Annotated in this window: 16 protein-coding genes and 1 other RNA gene; 8 read left to right on the top strand and 9 right to left on the bottom strand. The window is 55.8% G+C overall.

The window, feature by feature from the left end:
- The 3 genes from sufA to F0319_RS09125 form a co-directional block, all read right to left on the bottom strand.
- On the bottom strand, positions 1–369 hold the full coding sequence (sufA, locus tag F0319_RS09140) for a Fe-S cluster assembly scaffold SufA (RefSeq protein ID WP_008500631.1): 369 nt from the start codon (positions 367–369) through the stop codon (positions 1–3).
- Between the two features lie 313 nt (positions 370–682).
- Complete coding sequence (locus F0319_RS09130) at positions 683–1411, bottom strand: MerR family transcriptional regulator (RefSeq protein WP_127730503.1); 729 nt, start codon at positions 1409–1411, stop codon at positions 683–685.
- A 188-nt stretch (positions 1412–1599) separates the two neighbouring features.
- Positions 1600–2820 (bottom strand): diguanylate phosphodiesterase, encoded by a 1221-nt coding sequence (locus F0319_RS09125; protein WP_149366734.1) that lies wholly within the window; start codon positions 2818–2820, stop codon positions 1600–1602.
- A 337-nt stretch (positions 2821–3157) separates the two neighbouring features.
- On the opposite strand from F0319_RS09125, the gene ycgZ reads away from it, so the two are divergent.
- The 5 genes from ycgZ (at position 3158) to F0319_RS09100 (ending at position 7229) form a co-directional block, all read left to right on the top strand.
- A complete protein-coding gene (gene ycgZ, locus F0319_RS09120; RefSeq protein ID WP_029739771.1) occupies positions 3158–3397 on the top strand; it encodes a regulatory protein YcgZ in 240 nt (79 codons plus the stop codon).
- A gap of 4 nt (positions 3398–3401) precedes the next feature.
- Positions 3402–3722 carry a hypothetical protein gene (locus F0319_RS09115; protein WP_111965630.1) on the top strand — a complete coding sequence of 107 codons (321 nt, stop codon included), beginning with the start codon at positions 3402–3404 and terminating at the stop codon, positions 3720–3722.
- Positions 3723–3751: 29 nt separating this feature from the next.
- On the top strand, positions 3752–4030 hold the full coding sequence (locus tag F0319_RS09110; RefSeq protein ID WP_023311323.1) for a biofilm/acid-resistance regulator YmgB/AriR: 279 nt from the start codon (positions 3752–3754) through the stop codon (positions 4028–4030).
- A gap of 191 nt (positions 4031–4221) precedes the next feature.
- Complete coding sequence (gene fdhF / locus F0319_RS09105) at positions 4222–6372, top strand: formate dehydrogenase subunit alpha (RefSeq protein ID WP_149366733.1); 2151 nt, start codon at positions 4222–4224, stop codon at positions 6370–6372.
- A gap of 218 nt (positions 6373–6590) precedes the next feature.
- Complete coding sequence (locus F0319_RS09100) at positions 6591–7229, top strand: winged helix-turn-helix transcriptional regulator (protein ID WP_149366732.1); 639 nt, start codon at positions 6591–6593, stop codon at positions 7227–7229.
- A 136-nt stretch (positions 7230–7365) separates the two neighbouring features.
- Here F0319_RS09100 and F0319_RS09095 read toward each other — a convergent pair whose 3' ends face one another.
- The 3 genes from F0319_RS09095 to ydiJ all read right to left on the bottom strand — a co-directional run bounded on the left by F0319_RS09095 (position 7366) and on the right by ydiJ (position 11109).
- Entirely contained in the window at positions 7366–7560 is a 195-nt protein-coding gene (locus F0319_RS09095; RefSeq protein ID WP_003857766.1) for a YdiH family protein, read from the bottom strand.
- Positions 7561–7645: 85 nt separating this feature from the next.
- Complete coding sequence (gene menI / locus F0319_RS09090; RefSeq protein WP_023311321.1) at positions 7646–8056, bottom strand: 1,4-dihydroxy-2-naphthoyl-CoA hydrolase; 411 nt, start codon at positions 8054–8056, stop codon at positions 7646–7648.
- Positions 8053–11109 carry a D-2-hydroxyglutarate dehydrogenase YdiJ gene (gene ydiJ / locus F0319_RS09085; protein WP_149366731.1) on the bottom strand — a complete coding sequence of 1019 codons (3057 nt, stop codon included), beginning with the start codon at positions 11107–11109 and terminating at the stop codon, positions 8053–8055. The genes menI and ydiJ overlap by 4 nt, the downstream gene beginning before the upstream one ends.
- Before the next feature lie 199 nt (positions 11110–11308).
- On the opposite strand from ydiJ, the gene ydiK reads away from it, so the two are divergent.
- Positions 11309–12424, top strand: a complete 1116-nt coding sequence (ydiK, locus tag F0319_RS09080) for an AI-2E family transporter YdiK (protein ID WP_045910283.1) — start codon at positions 11309–11311, stop codon at positions 12422–12424.
- A 208-nt stretch (positions 12425–12632) separates the two neighbouring features.
- An RNA gene (gene rprA / locus F0319_RS09075) (antisense sRNA RprA) lies at positions 12633–12740 on the top strand.
- A 5-nt stretch (positions 12741–12745) separates the two neighbouring features.
- Here the strand turns inward: rprA and F0319_RS09070 are convergent.
- The 3 genes from F0319_RS09070 to ppsA all read right to left on the bottom strand — a co-directional run bounded on the left by F0319_RS09070 (position 12746) and on the right by ppsA (position 19137).
- A complete protein-coding gene (locus F0319_RS09070; RefSeq protein ID WP_149366730.1) occupies positions 12746–15121 on the bottom strand; it encodes a glycoside hydrolase family 3 N-terminal domain-containing protein in 2376 nt (791 codons plus the stop codon).
- Between the two features lie 3 nt (positions 15122–15124).
- On the bottom strand, positions 15125–16525 hold the full coding sequence (locus tag F0319_RS09065) for an MFS transporter (RefSeq protein WP_149366729.1): 1401 nt from the start codon (positions 16523–16525) through the stop codon (positions 15125–15127).
- 233 nt (positions 16526–16758) lie between these two features.
- A complete protein-coding gene (ppsA, locus tag F0319_RS09060) occupies positions 16759–19137 on the bottom strand; it encodes a phosphoenolpyruvate synthase (protein ID WP_023311316.1) in 2379 nt (792 codons plus the stop codon).
- Between the two features lie 335 nt (positions 19138–19472).
- Here ppsA and ppsR point away from each other — a divergent pair, with 335 nt between their 5' ends.
- Positions 19473–20306 carry a posphoenolpyruvate synthetase regulatory kinase/phosphorylase PpsR gene (gene ppsR / locus F0319_RS09055; RefSeq protein ID WP_149366728.1) on the top strand — a complete coding sequence of 278 codons (834 nt, stop codon included), beginning with the start codon at positions 19473–19475 and terminating at the stop codon, positions 20304–20306.
- Positions 20307–20414 lie beyond the last annotated feature (108 nt).

Below are 20414 nucleotides of genomic sequence, written 5' to 3'. Positions count from 1 at the left end.
CTATACCCCAAAGCTTTCGCCGCAGCCGCATTCGTTCTGGGCTTTCGGGTTATGAAATTTGAATAACTGGTTTAAGCCTTCGCGGACGTAGTCCACCTCGGTGCCGTCAATAAACGGCATAGCCTGCAGCGCAACGTACAATTTCGCACCGTCAGTCTCGAACACCAGGTCATCTTTTTCGGGTTCGGTGACGGTATCGAGCACATAGCCGAAACCTGCGCAACCTGTCTGTTTGACACCTAAACGCACGCCGAGGATCTCGGGCTTTTTCGCCACCAGCTCGTGAATATGTGCCGCCGCCGCCGGCGTGAGCGTTAAACCGCGCCAGGCGAAATCGGCAGGATTAAAGGTTTCTGAATGCAGTTCCATAGGTCCACCTCATCGGATAAGCCATCAGGGCATAACACCATGTTAGTGATAACGATTATCACTTCAACCCTCTGTCAGCAGGGGCATTCGGCTAAACCGCCCTTTTTGCCTACTTTTATTAAGCATAGACCCTGTGAGAGGATGCAGTCAGGATGGATGTATTTGTTCAATGCATTGATTAATAATGCATTTCGTCGCAACGTTTATAACGCAGAGGAGAAAAGTAAAATATGCATCGGAAATGCCTATTTTTGAGATAGCTTTTGCTCAGAAAATGACAAAAACAAAAAAAGGCCCTTAAGGCCTCAGACAATTAGTGATGAAATGAGACAGCAAACCCCTGTTCACGCCAGTGGTCGAGCTGTTCCTGCTGGCGAGGCGTTGGGGATTTCCCCGTCCAGACGAAGATTTTTTGTCCCGGGAAGAGTTCAGGGCGCGGCGAATCAATAGGTTCCGCCAGGACGTCTATGTGCCAGCCCTTCTGCGATAAGCGCGCGGCTTCCAGCCACAGGTGAGTGCGGTCATCGCATTCCCAGCCAATAAGAAGCGCGTCTTTACCGGCTTTTTTGCGGGATTCCGCCAGGCTTGCTATCGCGAATTCGATCAGGACGCCGTCAAACAGGCTCGCCATGTGACGCACGGTGTTTTGATCCTGATTCATGCGCTGCCGGACGGGAGAGAGAATATTGTCAATCAACGCATCTATCGCGTGATCGCGGCGGAATTCGCCGATTTTGGCGCGCAGCTTTGCCGGGCTGGCATAGCGCAGAACGGTCATCATCTCTTCCTGGAACGAGACCCAGTTGCCCTGAGTCAATACTTCTTTGTTTTCCAGCAAGGCTTTAACTTTTCCGACCGAGACGCCGCTTTTCATCAGGCGTTTGATCTCTTCAATACGCAGGATATCTTCATCGTCAAACTGACGATGGCCCCCTTCGCTGCGCTGCGGCTTCAACAATCCATAACGGCGCTGCCAGGCACGCAGCGTAACGGGGTTGATACCGCATCGTTCGGCCACTTCGCCGATACTGTAATAGGCCATTAACTCCCTCACGCTCAGAACTTCCATACCTAACTGCACCAACCTTATCAGATTGTACACACCATTTGTATAACTAAGACCGCATTTTGAACGGGTGAACGGGCTGCTCCTCCGTTCACCTGTTAATACATTGTTGTATAAAATTTGCCGTTCGTACAGCTAACTCTGTCCGATTGTGTACAGCTTTATCAGAACTCGAATTTTTTCTCCGGCCACGCTATAGCCGGAATACCGCCGTGTCGCGGGCTGGCAAAAAGATGTCCCTGGAACTGGGAAATACCCGCGGATTCCAGCCACATCCACTCTTCAGCCTTCTCTACTCCTACCGCGCAGAACTGGATCTCAAGCGAGGAACAGCATTTGATAATCGCCTGAATAATGGCCTGTCGGGGGCCACTTTTATGCACGTTCGCCACCAGATCGCGATTAATCTTAATTCTGTCAGGCTGGAAGTGGGCCAGCAGCTGCAGCCCGGCAAAACCGGCGCCAAAGTGATCGATCGTCACGCTGATACCCGCGCTTTTTAACTGCCTGACCGAATCCGTGAATTCATCAAAACGGGAAATGGCTTCGCTCTCGGTGAACTCAACCACGATTTGCTCGGGTACAAACCCATTTGCTTCAATCGAGGTGAGCAGAAAGTCCACGGCGTTGGGAATGTTAACCAGCGTCATAGGCAGCAGGTTCAGGGATAACGTCTGGTCCTGTAACCCCAGCGCGCTGGCCATGGAGAGCGCCACCTGCTTGCTTTGCAAATCAGACGCGTACACTTCCTCATTCGGAAGGCTGGCGAAATAAGCCCCTGGCGAGTCGCCGGACGGGGTGCGCAAAAGCGCCTCCCAGGAGACAACCTGCTGCATAAACGGATCGACTATCGGCTGGAACGCGAAGCTGCAATCCGCCCCCTTCGCGACCACCTCAGGCTGTGCAGACAAACGCGTTTCCTCGCGAACGAACTCCCAGGAATCCGCAGGCGGCAATTCAAAATAGTTCGCTTTTTCCGTGGCCTCGACAAAGGTGCGGAAAAACTGCAGCGGGCGGTCGTTATACGTCAGCTGATAGCGTGTCGTCCCCCTGTTGAGCACCTGCTGCAGCACTTCGTCCCTGTCGAAGTGGCGCAAATCAAAAAGCTCCATACCCACGTTGCCAAAACGCCGGACAGGCCCGTGATCGCGCATTAACTCGACCACGTTATGGTGGCGCGGATCGTTGCAGATCTGCTCATAGATAGCAGAGACGTGTTCCACTGGCCCTTCAAGCAGCTGAAAAAAATGAGTGCCGTTAAACAGCAGGATCCCCGTGACGTTGGATTGCCGGTTTTTACTATTTGCTGCAGCGACCATGGCTTCCAGCGCTTTCACTGGAACGTCCTCGCAGATATGGCTGCGGTAAATGATGGTTGTGAGCATGCGATTCCTGGGGTTAGGGTTTTGGCCACAAAAAAGGTGGATAAGTATCATTTATAGCACATTCATTGCCTGACAAATAATTTACATCTCAATCATTTACGGCAGTTAATGAAATATTTTTCTGCGCTGTACAACTTACCAGTGCCAGACCTTTTTGTACAATATATCCTGTAACATTACCGGTTCATGTCAACCAGTCAACTCACTGAAAATAAAGGATTTTATAAAATATATCATAAAAATATTAAAAATTTGTACATTTTATATGTACAGATTTAGGAATTGTGTATACCTTAATTGTAACGTTAGTGATTACAAAATTTTACAGGAGCGAAACATGCAGCAGAAAGGTTACGCCACAGATTCCGCAGCAGCGATCGCACAGTACTTCGAAAAGGCCGCCCTACCTACTCAACAAGAGACGCTGGGCCAGGTAGTTGTCGAAATCCTCAGCGACGGGCGAAACCTCAATCGCAAATCGCTCTGTACCAAACTGCTCAGCCGCCTCGAAAGAGCCGATGGGCCAGAAGAGGAAGAGCATTACCACATGCTGCTTGGTCTGCTCTTCGAACGGTAAGGTTATGAATAGCAGTGACGCAGACCGACTGATTGACACGCTTATCGGTGAAGCCGTTCTTTCTCTTCTGAAAGAGCGGGGGCCAGTGACAACCGAAGGCTTGATGCAGCGTCTGCGGAGCATGAAAGAACATGAAAAGGATCCCCGGCGGCGGGAGACACTTGAGGCGGTGATTGCCGAAATTGGCTCAAACAGCATCGCCTTTACACGTCGCAGAACCGCGCAAGGACGAACGAAAAGAGAGGGACCTCTCAACGATAACAGAGACAATGTAGTGCCGTTATTTGGAAGTGGAAAACCGTCCGACCCCAAAAAAATACATTGACTGCAATTTTACAGCTACGGTGAGAACAAATGAGACAAAATATTCAGCTTCAACCCGAATACCACTCTGCTTTTTTAGACAGTGCGCTGTCGGAATACTTCCGTCACGCAGGCGATCGTTTTGCTGAAGAGTCCGCTGTTTTTTCTACTGCAGTACGCTGTGTTCTGGCCTCCGAGGGGCATCTGTCTAATAAGGCGATCATCCTCTGGCTCATTCAGACGCTGGAAGCCACTCACGACGTGGTTCAGGCGGATGTGATTCGCAAGACGCTGGAAATCGTGGTGGGTTACACGATGGACGATCTCTAAGTTCCAGCTCGCCGCGCCTCCTGACGTGTCATCGTCAAAACTGACGAACAGCTTGACGATGACACGTGCCCTCCCCGCATAACTCCCTGTAATACACGCAAAGACAACCTGGCACGCTTCCTGCTTACCTCCGCATACGGGACTGGGTTTTCCAGTCAACTTTGCTTCATTTCTTAACAGGTCTGTTATTGATGAAAAAGATCGCCAGCGTCTGCCCGTACTGCGGTGCAGGCTGTAAATTGAACCTTGTCGTTGAAAATAACCGTATCATCCGTGCCGAAGCGGCAGAGGGCGTCACAAACCAGGGCACCTTATGTCTGAAAGGCTTTTACGGCTGGGACTTCCTCAACGATACCCGTCTGCTCACCCCTCGCCTCACCCAGCCCATGATCCGCTACCGCAAAGGCGAAGCATTCACCCCCGTTACCTGGGAAGAGGCGATCCGCTACACCGCCCACAGGCTCAGCAGTATTAAAGCGCAGCACGGGCCGAGGTCGATCATGACCACCGGTTCCTCTCGCGGCACCGGCAATGAAACCAACTACGTGATGCAGAAATTTGCCCGCGCGGTGCTGAACACCAACAACGTGGACTGCTGTGCGCGCGTCTGTCATGGCCCGTCCGTCGCCGGTTTACAGGAAACGCTCGGCAATGGCGCAATGAGCAACTCAATCAATGATATTGAAAACTCAAAATGCCTGCTGGTGTTTGGCTATAACTGCGCGGACTCCCACCCTATCGTTGCCCGCCGCGTGCTGAAAGCACGTGAGAACGGCGCAAAAATTATCGTCTGCGATCCGCGGCGCATTGAAACGGCACGCATTGCCGACCAACATCTGCAGCTGAAAAACGGCAGCAACATGGCGCTGGTTAACGCCTTTGGCTATGTGTTGCTTGAAGAGGAGCTATATGACAAAAGCTACGTGGCGCGCTTTACGGAAGGGCTTGAGGCCTACCGACAAACGGTAAAAGACTATGCGCCGGAGAAGGTCGAACATATCACTGGCATCCCCGCCCGTGACGTCCGCCAGGCGATGCGCACCTTCGCGGCGGCCCCTTCCGCAACCGTGATGTGGGGAATGGGCGTGACCCAGTTTGGTCAGGCCGTTGATGTGGTCAAAGGGCTTTCCAGCCTGGCGCTGCTGACCGGCAACCTCGGCCGCCCTGCCGTCGGCGTCGGGCCGGTACGCGGTCAAAACAACGTCCAGGGCGCCTGCGACATGGGCGTTCTGCCGAATATGTTCCCCGGCTATCAGGATGTGACCGATCCTGCGGTCAGGCAGAAATTCGCCGATGCCTGGGGGATTGACGTCAACAAAATGGACGATCGGGTCGGGACGCGCATTACCGAGGTGCCCCATCTGGCGCTGGAAGGCAAGGTCAAGGCCTACTACATCATGGGGGAAGATCCGCTTCAGACCGAGGCCGATCTCGGTCTCGTTCGCAGCGGTTTTGAGGCGCTCGACTTTGTTGTGGTTCAGGACATCTTTATGACCAAAACGGCAGAAGTGGCGGACGTTCTGCTACCGGCCACATCCTGGGGTGAGCACGGCGGCGTTTTTACCTGTGCCGATCGCGGCTTCCAGCGTTTTGGCAAAGCCATCGAGGCCAGCGGCAACGTGAAGCGCGACTGGGAAATCATCAGCCTGCTCGCCACCGAGATGGGCTACCCGATGCGTTATGACTCCAACCAGCAGATCTGGGATGAGATGCGCGAGCTGTGCCCGCTTTTCTACGGCGTGACGTATGAAAAAATGGGCGAGATGGGCCACGTGCAGTGGCCCTGCCCGACCCTGGATCACCCCGGCACGCCGTACCTGTACAAAGACAATCAGTTCGACACCCCGAGCGGTAAAGGGCAACTCTTTGCCGCACCGTGGCGCGCGCCGGCTGAAACCCCGGATGCAGATTTCCCGCTGGTGCTGTGTACGGTACGCGAGGTGGGACATTATTCCTGTCGCTCCATGACCGGGAACTGCGCCGCGCTGCAAAGCCTGGCCGACGAGCCGGGCCGGGTGCAAATGAACCCTGCCGATGCAGAAAAGCTGGGCATTACTGACGGGCAGCTGGTCTGGGTACGTTCACGCCGCGGCAAAGTGATTACCCGCGCCAGCATCAGCGAGCGTATCAACCCCGGGGCCGTTTACATGACCTATCAGTGGTGGATTGGCGCCTGCAACGAGCTGACCCAGGATAACCTCGATCCCATCTCCAAAACGCCGGAAACGAAGTACTGCGCGGTGCAGCTGGAGGCGATAGAGGATCAGCGTTGGGCGGAGGACTATGCAGCGTCTGCATATCAGTCCATGAAGTCTCGGTTGATGAGTGCGGCGAACGTCTGAGGAAAATGCCGGGTGCGCTATGCGTACCCGGTAATAGTTAACGCATCTCTCACTATCTCCAGCATTTCGAAATACTTTGTTTTTTCATGCTGTGACATCCTGCATATCCGCCGTGCCGCTGAAATACTTAGCAGCAGGGCTGCTTGAAACAGACTCAGCAGGATCCACGCTATACTGAACCGCATCACTATTGACAGGTTTAATGGATAGGCGTGCACATGGCTGATGAGATGTCCCAGACGTTAATATTCGATTGTTCTTCATCCACACAACTACTGATCGATTATCTAAAACAGGGTGCAAATCTGAAGAAAGTGCTCCCCCGCCGTCGATTAAATTTTGTAGCTGGCGACGAACGCCTCTGTTATATCCTCCTCAACGGTCGCGTCATGATTCACCGTAACAACGACGATTTAGCCATGGCAACGGTTAAGGCGCCCGCTTTGCTCGGTCTCAGTAATCTGCATTACGCTCAGATGTTCGGTTACATCAAAACCTTTAATCACTGTGAGATCGTAACCCTTAAAATGGATTCTGTTTATGACATTATCAAGCATCATGGACTATGGGAGCCGCTGGCTTATCACCTGATGGGCCTTGCAGGTAAGCTATTTCATAGCTACGAAGATATAACCGGACCTTCCGCATACAATATTGTCCGCGCCCAGCTTTATGCACTCTCAAACGAAGAAGAATCATTCAGGCAGAACATTACTGCAGAAAGGTATATCCGGGATAAAACCCACCTGTCCCGTAGCGGCGTCATGCGTATTCTTTCAGCTTTAAAAGAAGGGGGTTATATCGAAGTTGAAAGAGGTGTGCTAATCAATATGGGGAAATTGCCTGAAAGATTTTAATCTCACCGGCATGTGATGGTCCGGACGGAAAATGAGCTGACCCGGACACTATAGCCGTCTTTTAACAACGAGTCCCCCGATACTGAATTTCAGACACAAAAAAGGCCGCACTCGCGGCCCTTTTATTCTTAAGTGCTCAATGGACGTGAACGCCCAACCGCCAGGCAAAGTAGATCTCTTCTTTTAGTTCATTCGAAGAGAGCGCCAGCAAATCTGTAAACTCCAGCTCAAGCTGTTTCAGCTTTTTCAGGTACTGCGCCGGAGACAGGTTGCTCTTATCGCGACGTAAATATTCAATTGCCAGCTGCGTTGGGGTTATTTCAGTATCCATGATGTCCTCGCTTATGTACAAAACCTGACCAGTATATCACAACCATCTGGCTAGTTTTTGACCAAAGGCAAAACATCTGAAAACTTTACACAACCGCCGTGGTCAGCCGCGACGAGCAGCACAGGCGATCCTGCTCATCGAGAATATCTATCTGCCACACCTGATGGCGGCTACCGGCGTGCAGCGCGCGGCATACACCGCGCACGCGCCCGCTGCGCACCGAGCGGATATGGTTAGCATTCACCTCGAGTCCGACCACCTTCTGCTCCCCTTCGGTACAGAGATAGCCCGCCACCGAGCCCAGCGTTTCGGCCAGCACGACGGACGCTCCGCCGTGCAATAAACCAAACGGCTGATGGGTGCGACTATCGACGGGCATGGTGGCTTCAATCTCATCGTCGCCAATGCGGATGAACTGGATATCCAGCAGCCCCACCATATTTCCCTCGCCCATGGCGTTCAGCGCCTGCAGCGTCACGGCACGTTTCCAGATCATCCAATTATCTCCAGTAAAGCCTGCAGTGGGTGACGTACACCGTTACCTTCTACTCGTTTCACCTGGCTGCGACAGGAGTAGCCCGTCGCCAGACAGCGGTTTCGCGGTAAACGCTGCATCGCCTGATGCCAGGACAGCTCATAGATGCCGAGCGAGTTGGCGTGGTTTTTCACTTCGTGTCCGTAGGTGCCGGCCATTCCACAGCAGCCGACGCTGACGCTCTCCAGCTTCGCGCCGAAGCGGGCAAAGACGGACGCCCACTGCGCGGGCGCGCCCGGCAGCGCGGTGACTTCCGTGCAGTGTCCGAACAGATACCATGGTTCCCCGCTGACATCCTGAACCGCCTTATCTTCCAGCGCCACCGGCAGCCACTCGTGCACCAGCATCACGTTGAAATCACCGCGCTTGTCGCCGAGCGTCTGCTTATATTCATCGCGATAGCAAAGCACCAGCGCCGGATCGACGCCGACCATCGGTATCCCGAGTTGCGCCACGCGGTTTAAGAAGTCAGCCGTTTTCTGCGCGGTCTTTGCAAAGCGCGTCAGGAAGCCCTTGATGTGCTGCGCCTTGCCGTTGGGTGAGAACGGCAGAACCACCGGCTGATACCCCAGCTTTTCCGACAGGCGGATGAAATCCGCGACCACCTGCGCATCGTAGTAGCTGGTAAACGGATCCTGCACCACCAGCACCACCTTCGCTTTTTGCTCTGGGGTGAGCGCCTCGAGCTGTTCCAGGGTCATATTTGCCGAGCGGTGACCGACGAGCTGGCGCTGCAGAGACGGTACCGACAGCAGCGGCAGATCGATCATACCGATATGTTTTTCGGAGAGCTTGCGCACCAGCGGCTGGTTGATAAAGAAGTTGAAGGTCTTTGGCGCGCGCGCCATCAGCGGCGCGTAGCTTTCTACCGTTGCCACCAGATGGTCGCGCACCGGGCGGAGGTAGCGGGTGTGATACAGCTGCAGGAAGCGCGAGCGGAATTCCGGCACGTCGATTTTAATCGGGCACTGGGTGGAGCAGGCTTTACAGGCCAGACAGCCGGACATCGCCTCTTTCACCTCATGGGAGAAATCATACTCGCCCTTATTCGCATGCCAGCTGTTGCGGGTGCGCTCAATCAGCGAGCGCAGGCTGGCCCGTTTTTCCGGGAGCTGCTGCTCCAGCCTGAGCGGATCCACCCCGCGGTCGGCCAGCAGACGCAGCCATTCCCGCACCAGCGTCGCCCGCCCTTTCGGCGAGTGGATGCGGTTGCTGGTGATTTTCATCGACGGGCACATCGGGCTTTTCACATCAAAGTTAAAGCACAGTCCGTTGCCGTTGCACTCCATCGCGCCGCGCCAGGAGGAGCGCACCGCAATCGGGATCTGTCTGTCGTACGTGCCGCGCTTGACGGCATCCACCTGCAGCATTGGCGCGTCCACGCCTTCAGTAGGGCAGATTTTGCCCGGGTTGAGGCGGTTATGCGGGTCAAACGCCGCTTTCACCTTGCGCAGCTCCGCGTAGAGCTGTTCGCCGAAGAATGCCGGGCTGTATTCCGCGCGGAACCCTTTCCCGTGCTCCCCCCAGAGCAGGCCGCCGTATTTGGCGGTTAAGGCCACCACATCGTCGGAGATCTGCTTCATCAGGATCTCCTGCTGCGGGTCGCACATATCCAGCGCCGGACGCACGTGCAGTACCCCGGCGTCGACGTGGCCGAACATGCCATAGCTCAGGCCGTGGCTGTCCAGCAGGGCGCGGAACTCGACGATATAATCCGCCAGATGCTCAGGCGGCACGCAGGTATCTTCGGCAAAAGGAATCGGCTTCGCCGCCCCTTTCGCATTGCCGAGCAGGCCCACGGCTTTTTTACGCATCGCATAGATACGCTCAATCCCGGCCAGATCGTTACAGAGCTGCCAGCCGATCACGCCGCCTTCCCCCTGCGCAATCAGCTCATCCAGCCGCTGGCAGAGCGTGGTGACCTGGCGCTCAATCAGCTCCGCGTCGTCGCCGGCAAATTCCACGATGTTGAGACCGAGCATCTCTTTATCCGGCACGTCGGTAATGAGATCGCTGACGGAATGCCAGACAATATCTTCCCGGGCCAGGTTGAGCACTTTGGAGTCGACCGTCTCCACCGAGAGCGCTTTAGCTTGCACCATAAACGGCGCATTGCGCAGCGCAGAGTCGAAGGAGTCATATTTGACGTTCACCAGACGACGTACTTTCGGCAGGCGGGTAATATCCAGCCGCGCCTCGGTGATAAACGCCAGCGTCCCTTCGGAACCGGTCAGCACGCGGGTTAAATCGAACTGGGTCAGGTCGTCGTTAAAGACGTGACGCAGGTCGTATCCGGTCAGGAAGCGGTTTAGTTTGGGGAACTTATCAAGAATAAGCTGGCGGTTGTCGCGGCAGCGCTCCAGTACGGTACGATAGATGCGTCCGCTGGCGGTGTTATCTTTGCCAAGGGTTTCCGCGAGTTCGACCGGCATCGGCTGCGTATCGAGAATATCGCCGCCCAGAAGAACAGCACGCACGCCCAGCACGTGATCGGAGGTTTTACCGTAGACCAGCGAGCCCTGACCGGAGGCATCCGTGTTGATCATCCCGCCGAGGGTCGCGCGGTTACTGGTGGAAAGCTCCGGGGCAAAAAAGTAACCGTAAGGCTTGAGGTACTGGTTAAGCTGATCTTTGATAACGCCCGCTTCGACCCGCACCCACCCCTCTTCCGGGTTGATTTCAATGATGCGGTTCATATAACGCGACATATCAACAATGATGCCCTGGTTCAGCGCCTGACCGTTGGTCCCGGTGCCGCCGCCGCGCGGCGTAAAGACCAGCGAGGCAAAGCGCTCCTGTGTGGCCAGCCGGGCAATCAGCGCCACGTCAGCCGTTGAACGAGGGAAAACCACGGCATCGGGAAGAAGCTGGTAAATACTGTTATCGGTCGCCATCGTCAGCCTGTCGGCATAGTTCGTGGCGGTATCACCTGTAAAACCCTGTTGCTCCAGTGCTTGCAAAAAATTAAGCACCAGCTGAACGACGCCAGGTGCCTGAGAAATCTGTGGGATCATGACTGTCGACCCTAATTAGAGTTGTATGAAATCGTTTGCGTGTATCTTAAAAGTTTTATCACATTTTTTTCTTATAATCTCTGCTGAATTACAGGCAAAATCCGCCTGTCAAAAACCGCTGAGATCATTAATGATTAAAGAGACGCGGTTTTCCGTTCCCGCCAGTTGTACTGGCGTTCTTTTAAGGAAAGTTTCATTTATGGTCAATCTTCGCCAGCCCAGGGATGTTGCGCAAATTTTGCTGTCGGTGCTGTTTCTTGCCCTCATGATTATTGCGTGTCTGTGGATTGTTCAACCCTTTATTCTCGGCTTCGCGTGGGCTGCGACCGTTGTCGTTGCCACGTGGCCTTTGCTGCTGCGCTTGCAGAAGCTGCTGTTTGGCCGCCGCGGGTTAGCCGTGCTGGTCATGACGCTCCTGCTGTTCCTGCTGTTTATTATTCCGATTGCCCTGCTGGTCAATAGCCTGGTGGATTCCAGTGGCCCCGTTATTCGCGCCATTAGCAGCGGTGACCTGACGCTGCCGGATCTCGCCTGGCTGAACAGCATTCCGGTGGTGGGCGCTAAGCTCTACAGCGGCTGGCATAGCCTGCTGGAGATGGGCGGCAGCGCGCTAATGGCAAAAGTCCGCCCGTATATTGGCACCACTACCACCTGGTTTGTGGGTCAGGCGGCGCATATCGGCCGATTTATGATGCACTGTACCCTGATGCTGCTCTTCAGCGCCCTGCTCTACTGGCGCGGCGAGCAGGTGGCTTTAGGCGTTCGTCACTTCGCCACCCGCCTGGCGGGCAAACGCGGTGACGCTGCGGTACTGCTGGCTGCGCAGGCCGTGCGCGCGGTTGCGCTGGGCGTGGTGGTGACCGCGCTGGTACAGGCGGTGCTGGGCGGTATTGGTCTGGCGATTTCCGGCGTACCGTACGCCACCGTGTTCACCGTTGTCATGCTGATGACCTGTCTTGCGCAACTGGGACCGCTGCTGGTGCTGGTCCCTAGTATTATCTGGCTCTACTGGACGGGTGATACCACGTGGGGAACGGTGCTGCTGGTCTGGAGCTGCGTGGTCGGCACCATGGATAACGTCATTCGTCCGATCCTCATCCGCATGGGTGCAGACCTGCCGCTGATCCTGATCCTCTCCGGAGTCATTGGCGGACTGATTGCCTTTGGCATGATCGGCCTGTTTATTGGCCCGGTGCTGCTCGCCGTCACATGGCGTCTGTTCTCCGCCTGGGTGCATGAAATTCCGCCGCCGGGAACCGACCCGGACGTGATTCTGAGCGAACTGGAAGAGCTGGAAGAGAAAAACACCCATTAAGTTTTTTGCCGGGTGGCGCTAACGCGCACCCGGCCTACATTCTCCCTCACAATACTTTAACGCTGCTAAAGTATTTATTCGTTGCACACTGGTCAGACCCGCTATTCACGCACTCATTCTGCTCTTAACCTCAAGAAATCTTTACGTCTCTTTAACTATTGAGACGAATCCGATCGACGCTCAAAGATGACATGCCTACTATTAGCACACGGTTATAAATCAACACCTTGATTTATAAGCATGGAAATCCCCTGAGTGAAACAACGAATTGCTGTGTGTAGTCTTTGCCCATCTCCCACGATGGGCTTTTTTTTATCCTGACTACGCGCGCTTAACCTCACAGGTACTGAGCATCCGCCACTCCGCTGGCAGCACCCGCGTTTCCCCGGTCACATTGACCGTCACCGCCTCGCGGATATCCGCCGACGATGCGCCAACCTGCAGTTCAAACTCGCCCGGCTCAACGATGCGCTTCCCGTCCCGGCGGGTAAAGTTGAACATCTCTACCGGTAGTGTAAAGCTGAGCGTGGCGGATTCGCCCGGCGAGAGCGTGACGCGCTGGAAGGCTTTCAGCTCCTGAAGAGGTCGTACCTGGGTGGCGACCTTATCCCTGACGTAAACCTGCACCACCTCGCTGCCGCTGCGCTCTCCGGTATTGGCGATATCTACGCTCAGCGTCACCTCGCCGTCAACCGGCACGCTGCTTTCGGCGAGGCGGGCTGCGCCCCATCTAAAGGTCGTCCAGCCGAGGCCGAAGCCAAACGGATAACGTGAACCGAAGTGGAAAGCAAACGGCGTGCCGCCGCTTTTGAGCTTGTGATTGTAGTAATACGGCATGGCCCCGGCGCTTTTCGGCACGCTCACCACCAGACGGCCCTGCGGCTCTGCGCGTCCCGTTAGCACGTCCGCAATCGCCCAGCCCCCTTCCTGCCCCGGCGCCCACGCCAACAGCAGCGCCGCGACCTTATCCTCCAGCCCCTGAAGGTTGTACGGGCGCCCGCCGGTCATCACGACAACCACCGGTTTGCCCGTCGCCACCAGCGCTTCCAGCAGCTGTTGCTGCACGCCCGGCAGGTTCAGGGAATCGGTATCGGAACCTTCCCCCACGGTGCCGCTCTGGAACAGCCCGGCAAGATCGCCCACGCAGGCCACCACCACGTCACTCTCCTGCGCCGCGTCCACGGCCTCGGGGATCAGGGCGGTACTCTGCGACACCGGCGACTGCTGCATCGGCTTGCCGCCGCTGTCGCCCGGGAAGACCGGCGCACCCGCCATCCGTTTCTCGATGATGTGGCACCCTTTGGCATAGCGGACGTTCGATGCACCGAGATACTGTTCCAGCGCCGCGCGCGGGGTCGTGACCTGCGAGGTCTCTTCCACCATATCGCTGATGATCAGATGTACCGGGAAGCTGTAGCCGCTGAGTAACGCCAGCGGATCGTCTGCCGTCGGCCCCACCACCGCCACGCGGGGCTTACCGCCGAGCGGTAAAATACCGTTGTTTTCCAGCAGCGTGAGCGATTTCGTCGCCACCTCCCGCGCGATCTGGCGGGTCTTGTCGTTTTGCAGATCGATACCGTTCTCATCCGCGTACGGGTTTTCAAATAGCCCCAGACGGAATTTTTCCGTCAGCACGCGCGCCACGATCTCATCCACTTTCGCCATAGAGATCAGCCCGCGCTCAACGGCGTCTGCCAGATGCCGCGCACAGTCGTCTTTCGGCAGCTCAACGTCCAGCCCCGCGTTGTACGCCAGCGCGGCGGATTCCGCCGCATCGTGGGAAATCCCGTGATGCTGGTGCAGCAGGCTGATGCCGCCGTAGTCCGCGACAATAATCCCGTCGAATCCCCACTGTTCGCGCAGGACGGTAGTCAGCAGGAAGCTGTCGCTGTGCCCCGGCTGATTGTCGATATCGTGATAGGCGGGCATCACCGACCCGGCATTGGCCAGCTTCACCGCCATTTCAAACGGCAGCAGGAAGGTGTCGTTCAGCTCGCTGAACCCCAGATGTACCGGCGCGTGGTTGCGCGCCCCTTCGCTGAACGAGTGGCCCACGTAGTGCTTGAGCGTCGCCAGCAGGTCGCGCTTATCGCCCTGTAAGCCTTTCACGTAGGCGGTCGCCATCACGCCCACCAGCCACGGATCTTCCCCGAAGGTCTCTTCGGTTCGCCCCCAGCGCACGTCGCGGGAAACGTCCAGCACCGGCGCCAGCCCCTGCTGACAGCCGACGGATCGCGCCTCTTTACCGATCTGCTCCGCCGCGCGCTGTACCAGTTCAGGATCCCAGGTGGAGCCGTAGTTCAGCGACGACGGGAACAGCGTAGCGTCTTTGCACAGCAGCCCCACCAGGCACTCTTCATGGAACAAGGCCGGAATGCCGAGGCGCGTCTCCTCCATCATCATCCGCTGCAGGCGGTTCGCGGCGCGCACGCCGGTTTTCGCGTCAACGATATGGGTACCGAGCGGACGGGTGATCTGCCCGACGCCCAGCTTTAACCGTTCGCCTAGCGCTGCCTGCTCGCTCACGCCGGCGAATTCATCGCTGAGATCGCTGCGCTCGCGGTGGTTACCGTTTTCATCGAGGATCAGCCAGTACGCGTGCATCTGGGCGAACTTCTCTTCCGGGGTCATACGCGCCAGTAAATCGGCGACGCGCTCGTGCACGGGACGTCCCGCGTCCTTATAGATAGCTGTCATGTTTTACTCCTGTAGTGCGGAAGGGGTTGCCGGGCTGAGCTGCCCCGCTTCGGGTCTGACTTCACGTTTGCTGGCTAGCTCACGGGCGATGGAATCCACCAGCCGGCTGTTAAGCTTGTAGATGGCCAGCAGCGCGACCATGCAGAGGAACAGCGCGCAAGGGATGAGGGTGAACAGCGCGTTGATGGTCGAGAGAACGCCTGGAGCCTGGGTTGCATGTCCCGGGGCGTAATCCACCATGCCAAGCACCCAGCCGACGACCGCGCCGCCCAGCGCCAGGCCAAATTTGATGGCAAACAGCGCGGTGGAGAAGACCAGCCCGTCCAGGCGGCGACCGCTGCGATGCTCCTCGTAGTCGACCACATCGGAGAACATGGTCCACTGCAGCGGCGTGGTGAGGTTTTGAATAAAGCTAAAGACGATGTTGAGGCCAAAGATCAGCCACACCTGCGAAGGCGGCAGGAAGAAAATCAGCGCACCAAAAATCACGAAGGAAATTATCGTCCACTGATAGGCGCGCACGCGGTCAAATTTTCCCAGCAGCCGTTCAGATAATAATGCGCCGCTTAGGGAGGCCACCATGCCGGAAACAATAAAGGCAAAAACCAGATCCGGGCGCAACAGCACATAGTTCACGTAATACATCGTGGCGGACCCGCGCGTCACCACCGCCGTTAACAGCAAAATATTAAACAGGAACACAATACGCCACTGGCTGTTCTCGGCCAGCAGTTTTAAATCGGTGAGCATCGAGCCGGAGGTATCATTGCGCGGCGAATAACGCTCGCGGGTCATCAGGAAACAGCAGAAGAACAGAACGATTCCCAGCAGGCCCATCAGACTCATGGCATAGAAATAGCCTTTCTGCACGTTGCCCTGGCCTAACAATGAGACCAGCGGCAGGGCAATAACCGTCACAATCAACCCGCCGATAAACGACAGGCCAAAACGCCACGACTGCAGAGAATGACGCTCGCGCGGGTCCAGCGTCAGCGCGCCGGGCATGGCGCAGTAAGGCACGTTAATCGCGGAGTAAATCAGGCTTAAAATTGCGTAGGTCACGCAGGCATAGACGATTTTTGCCGTTGGACCAACGTCCGGCACATAGAAGGTGATCAGGCAGCTCACGCCAAACGGGATCGCAAACCACAGCAGCCAGGGACGGAAACGTCCGTGACGCGTCTGTGTGCGGTCAACCAGCGCGCCAATGCACGGGTCGACAAACGCATCGACCACGCGCACCACTAAAAACATGGTGCCCATAATCGCGGCGGGAAGCCCAAAAACGTCTGTATAAAAATAAGCGAGAAATAACGTTGCCGTTTGCCAGACCAGCGCGCTGGCCATATCACCTAAGCCATAACCTATTTTATCTTTGGTACGCAATACAGAGGAGAGTGTCATTGTTATTTGCCTTTTTATCAGGTTAAAACGTATTTCAACCAGTTGCGCATCATCTGAAGGGAAATGCGCAGTAAGGCTCAAGTATTAGCAACGCGTTGCGCGCTAACAATTGTCTAAATTAACAGGCAAATTATGATATTTGGTTTTTTACTTTATTTGTGATGGGGAGCAAATAAGAAATGAAATAAAAAAGGCGAGGAATAATATCCTCGCCTTTTCGGGTCAGCGTGGCGTTACTTGTTCAGTTCCGCCAGGCTCAGCCAGGTTTGCACCACCGTATCCGGGTTCAGGGACAGGCTATCGATCCCCTCTTCCATCAGCCAGGCGGCAAAGTCTTCATGGTCGGATGGACCCTGACCGCAAATCCCGACGTATTTGCCCTGCTTCTTCGCCGCGCGGATGGACATAGAAAGCAGCGCTTTCACCGCCTCGTTGCGCTCGTCGAACAGCTCGGAGACCACGCCGGAGTCACGGTCCAGACCCAGCGTCAGCTGCGTCATGTCGTTCGAGCCGATAGAGAAGCCGTCGAAATGTTCCAGGAACTGCTCGGCCAACAGGGCGTTGGACGGGATTTCGCACATCATGATGATCTTCAGCCCGTTCTCGCCGCGCTTCAGACCCTGACGCGCCAGCTCGTCAACAACGGCTTTCGCCTGATCGACGGTACGCACAAACGGGATCATGATTTCGACGTTGGTCAGCCCCATGTCGTTGCGCACGCGCTTCACCGCCTCGCACTCCAGCGCGAAACAGTCGCGGAAGCTGTCGGACACGTAGCGTCCGGCCCCGCGGAAGCCCAGCATCGGGTTCTCTTCTTCCGGCTCGTAACGCTCGCCGCCTACCAGGTTGGCGTATTCGTTAGACTTAAAGTCAGACAGACGCACAATCACGCGTTTCGGATAGAAAGCGGCGCCGAGCGTCGCGATCCCTTCGGTCAGACGGCCGACGTAGAACTCTTTCGGCGAGTCGTAGCCTTTCATCATCTCGCGGATTTCGTTCTGCAGCTTCGGATCCTGGTCGTCAAACTCCAGCAGCGCACGCGGGTGGACGCCGATCATACGGTTGATGATAAATTCCAGGCGCGCCAGGCCTACACCTTCGTTCGGCAGGCAGGCGAAGTCGAACGCGCGGTCCGGGTTGCCGACGTTCATCATGATCTTCAGCGGCAGGTCCGGCATAGTGTCCACGCTGGAGCTCTTCACGCTGAAGTCGAGGATATCGGCATACACGTAGCCGGTATCGCCTTCGGCACAGGAAACGGTCACGTTCTGGCCGTCCTTCATGCGCTCGGTGGCATCACCGCAGCCGACAACCGCAGGAATACCCAGCTCGCGGGCAATGATCGCCGCGTGACAGGTACGACCGCCGCGGTTGGTAACGATAGCCGCCGCTTTCTTCATGATCGGTTCCCAGTCCGGATCGGTCATGTCGGTCACCAGCACGTCGCCTGGCTCAATACGGTTCATCTCGCTGATGTCGTGGATCACTTTAACCGGACCGGCACCGATGCGGTGACCGATAGCACGGCCTTCCGCCACGATTTTGCCCTGGGCGTGCAGCGTATAACGCTCCATCACCTGACCGCGAGAGCGAACGGTTTCCGGACGCGCCTGCACGATAAACAGCTTGCCGGTGTTACCGTCTTTCGCCCATTCGATGTCCATCGGACGGCCGTAGTGTTTTTCAATCTGCACCGCCTGCTTCGCCAGCTCCTGAACTTCAGCGTCGGTCAGGGAGAAGCGGTCGCGCTGTTCCTGCGGTACGTCTTCAATTTTAACCTGCTTGCCATGTTCCTGCGTCGGGGCATAAATCATGCGGATTTTCTTTGAACCCATGGTGCGGCGTACTACCGCCGGACGGCCAGCGGCCAGCGTAGGCTTATGAACATAGAATTCGTCAGGGTTTACCGCACCCTGCACGACCATCTCACCCAGACCCCACGCGGAGGTGATAAACACCACCTGGTCGAAGCCGGATTCGGTATCAATGGAGAACATCACGCCGGATGAGCCCACGTCCGAGCGCACCATGCGCTGTACGCCAGCGGAGAGCGCCACGCCGCGATGGTCGTAGCCCTGATGCACGCGATAGGAGATGGCACGGTCGTTGAACAGGGAAGCAAACACGTGCTTCACCGCCACCAGCACCGCATCGTAACCCTGGACGTTCAGGAAGGTTTCCTGCTGCCCGGCAAATGAGGCGTCCGGCATATCTTCTGCGGTCGCAGAGGAACGTACGGCAAAGGAGGCCTGCGCATCGTCAGCGGAGAGCTGGTTGTACGCGTCGTGAATGGCTTTTTCCAGTTCCGGCTGGAAAGGTGTGTCGATGATCCACTGGCGGATCTGCGCCCCGGCTTTGGCAAGCTCGGTGACGTCATCAATATCCGTTTTATCCAGCAGGTCGTAAATGCGCTGGTTAACACCGCTCTGGTCTAAAAACAGGTTAAAGGCATCGGCGGTGGTGGCAAACCCGTTCGGTACGGAGACACCCATACCCGAGAGGTTTGTAATCATTTCACCCAGGGAGGCATTTTTGCCCCCAACTCTGTCTACATCATTCATGCCGAGTTGGTTATACCAAAGCACCAGCGGTGACGAGCCATTGTTGGACATCGAAACAATCCTTTTGTGATATTTGATCGGAGTAAGTAACACCTGACTACGTTTTTATACTGGCATATTTATTTCCGCTAAAAAAACGGTGAATCGTGTAAGCAATTTAAAATTTCAACTTTTCGGATACTTTCCCATCAACGATTAACCCGATGATTCCTCTATATTCAGCCAGAAACCCCAAAAATAAAGTCGCTATTTGAAGAATGAAATCCACTTTTCAGGAAAATCAAAAACAGTGTTTCACTCATAATTAGGATAAGTTCTTTGCTGTGTAAATTACTTTTTTAATTTATGCTTTCAGACAATTACGTCTGATATTCAGGGTGGGTAAAATGGATAGTGCTGTCGATCGTCACGTTTTTTATATTTCTGATGGTACGGCGATCACCGCCGAGGTGCTGGGCCACGCGGTGATGTCGCAGTTTCCCGTATCGATCAACAGCATTACGCTGCCGTTTGTCGAAAATGAGAGCCGCGCCAAAGCGGTGAAGGACCAGATCGACGCCATTTACCAGCAGACCGGCGTCCGCCCGCTGGTGTTCTACTCCATCGTTATCCACGAGATTCGCTCCATCATTCTACAGAGTGAAGGCTTCTGCCAGGATATTGTGCAGGCGCTGGTGGCTCCGCTGCAAAGCGAGCTGAAGCTCGACCCGACCCCTATCGCCCACCGTACCCACGGGCTGAACCCCGGCAACCTGACCAAGTACGACGCGCGTATCGCCGCCATCGATTACACCCTCGCGCACGACGACGGTATCTCGCTGCGCAATCTCGACCAGGCGCAGGTGATCCTGCTTGGCGTGTCGCGCTGCGGCAAAACCCCGACGAGTCTCTACCTGGCGATGCAGTTCGGCATTCGCGCCGCCAACTACCCGTTTATCGCTGACGATATGGATAACCTGGTGCTGCCCGCTGCCCTCAAGCCGCTGCAGCACAAGCTGTTCGGGCTGACCATTAATCCGGAGCGCCTTGCCGCTATCCGCGAAGAGCGCCGCGAGAACAGCCGCTACGCCTCCATGCGCCAGTGCCGGATGGAGGTCTCCGAAGTGGAAGCCCTGTACCGCAAAAATCAGATCCCATGGCTGAACAGCACCAACTATTCGGTGGAAGAAATTGCCACCAAAATTCTCGACATCATGGGGCTAAACCGCCGCATGTACTAATATGCTAGTACATTAACTCAGATTCAGGTATCATCATCGGCAACCACGGGGCGGTGTCGCCCCGAACTTGAAATCAGCAGGGATTGGTTTAAGGTGATGCCCATCACT

Source organism: Enterobacter vonholyi (assembly GCF_008364555.1).
Taxonomy (GTDB): Bacteria; Pseudomonadota; Gammaproteobacteria; order Enterobacterales; family Enterobacteriaceae; genus Enterobacter; species Enterobacter vonholyi.
The sequence above is the reverse complement of the archived record's forward strand: the minus strand, read 5'-3'. Positions and strand labels throughout refer to the sequence as shown.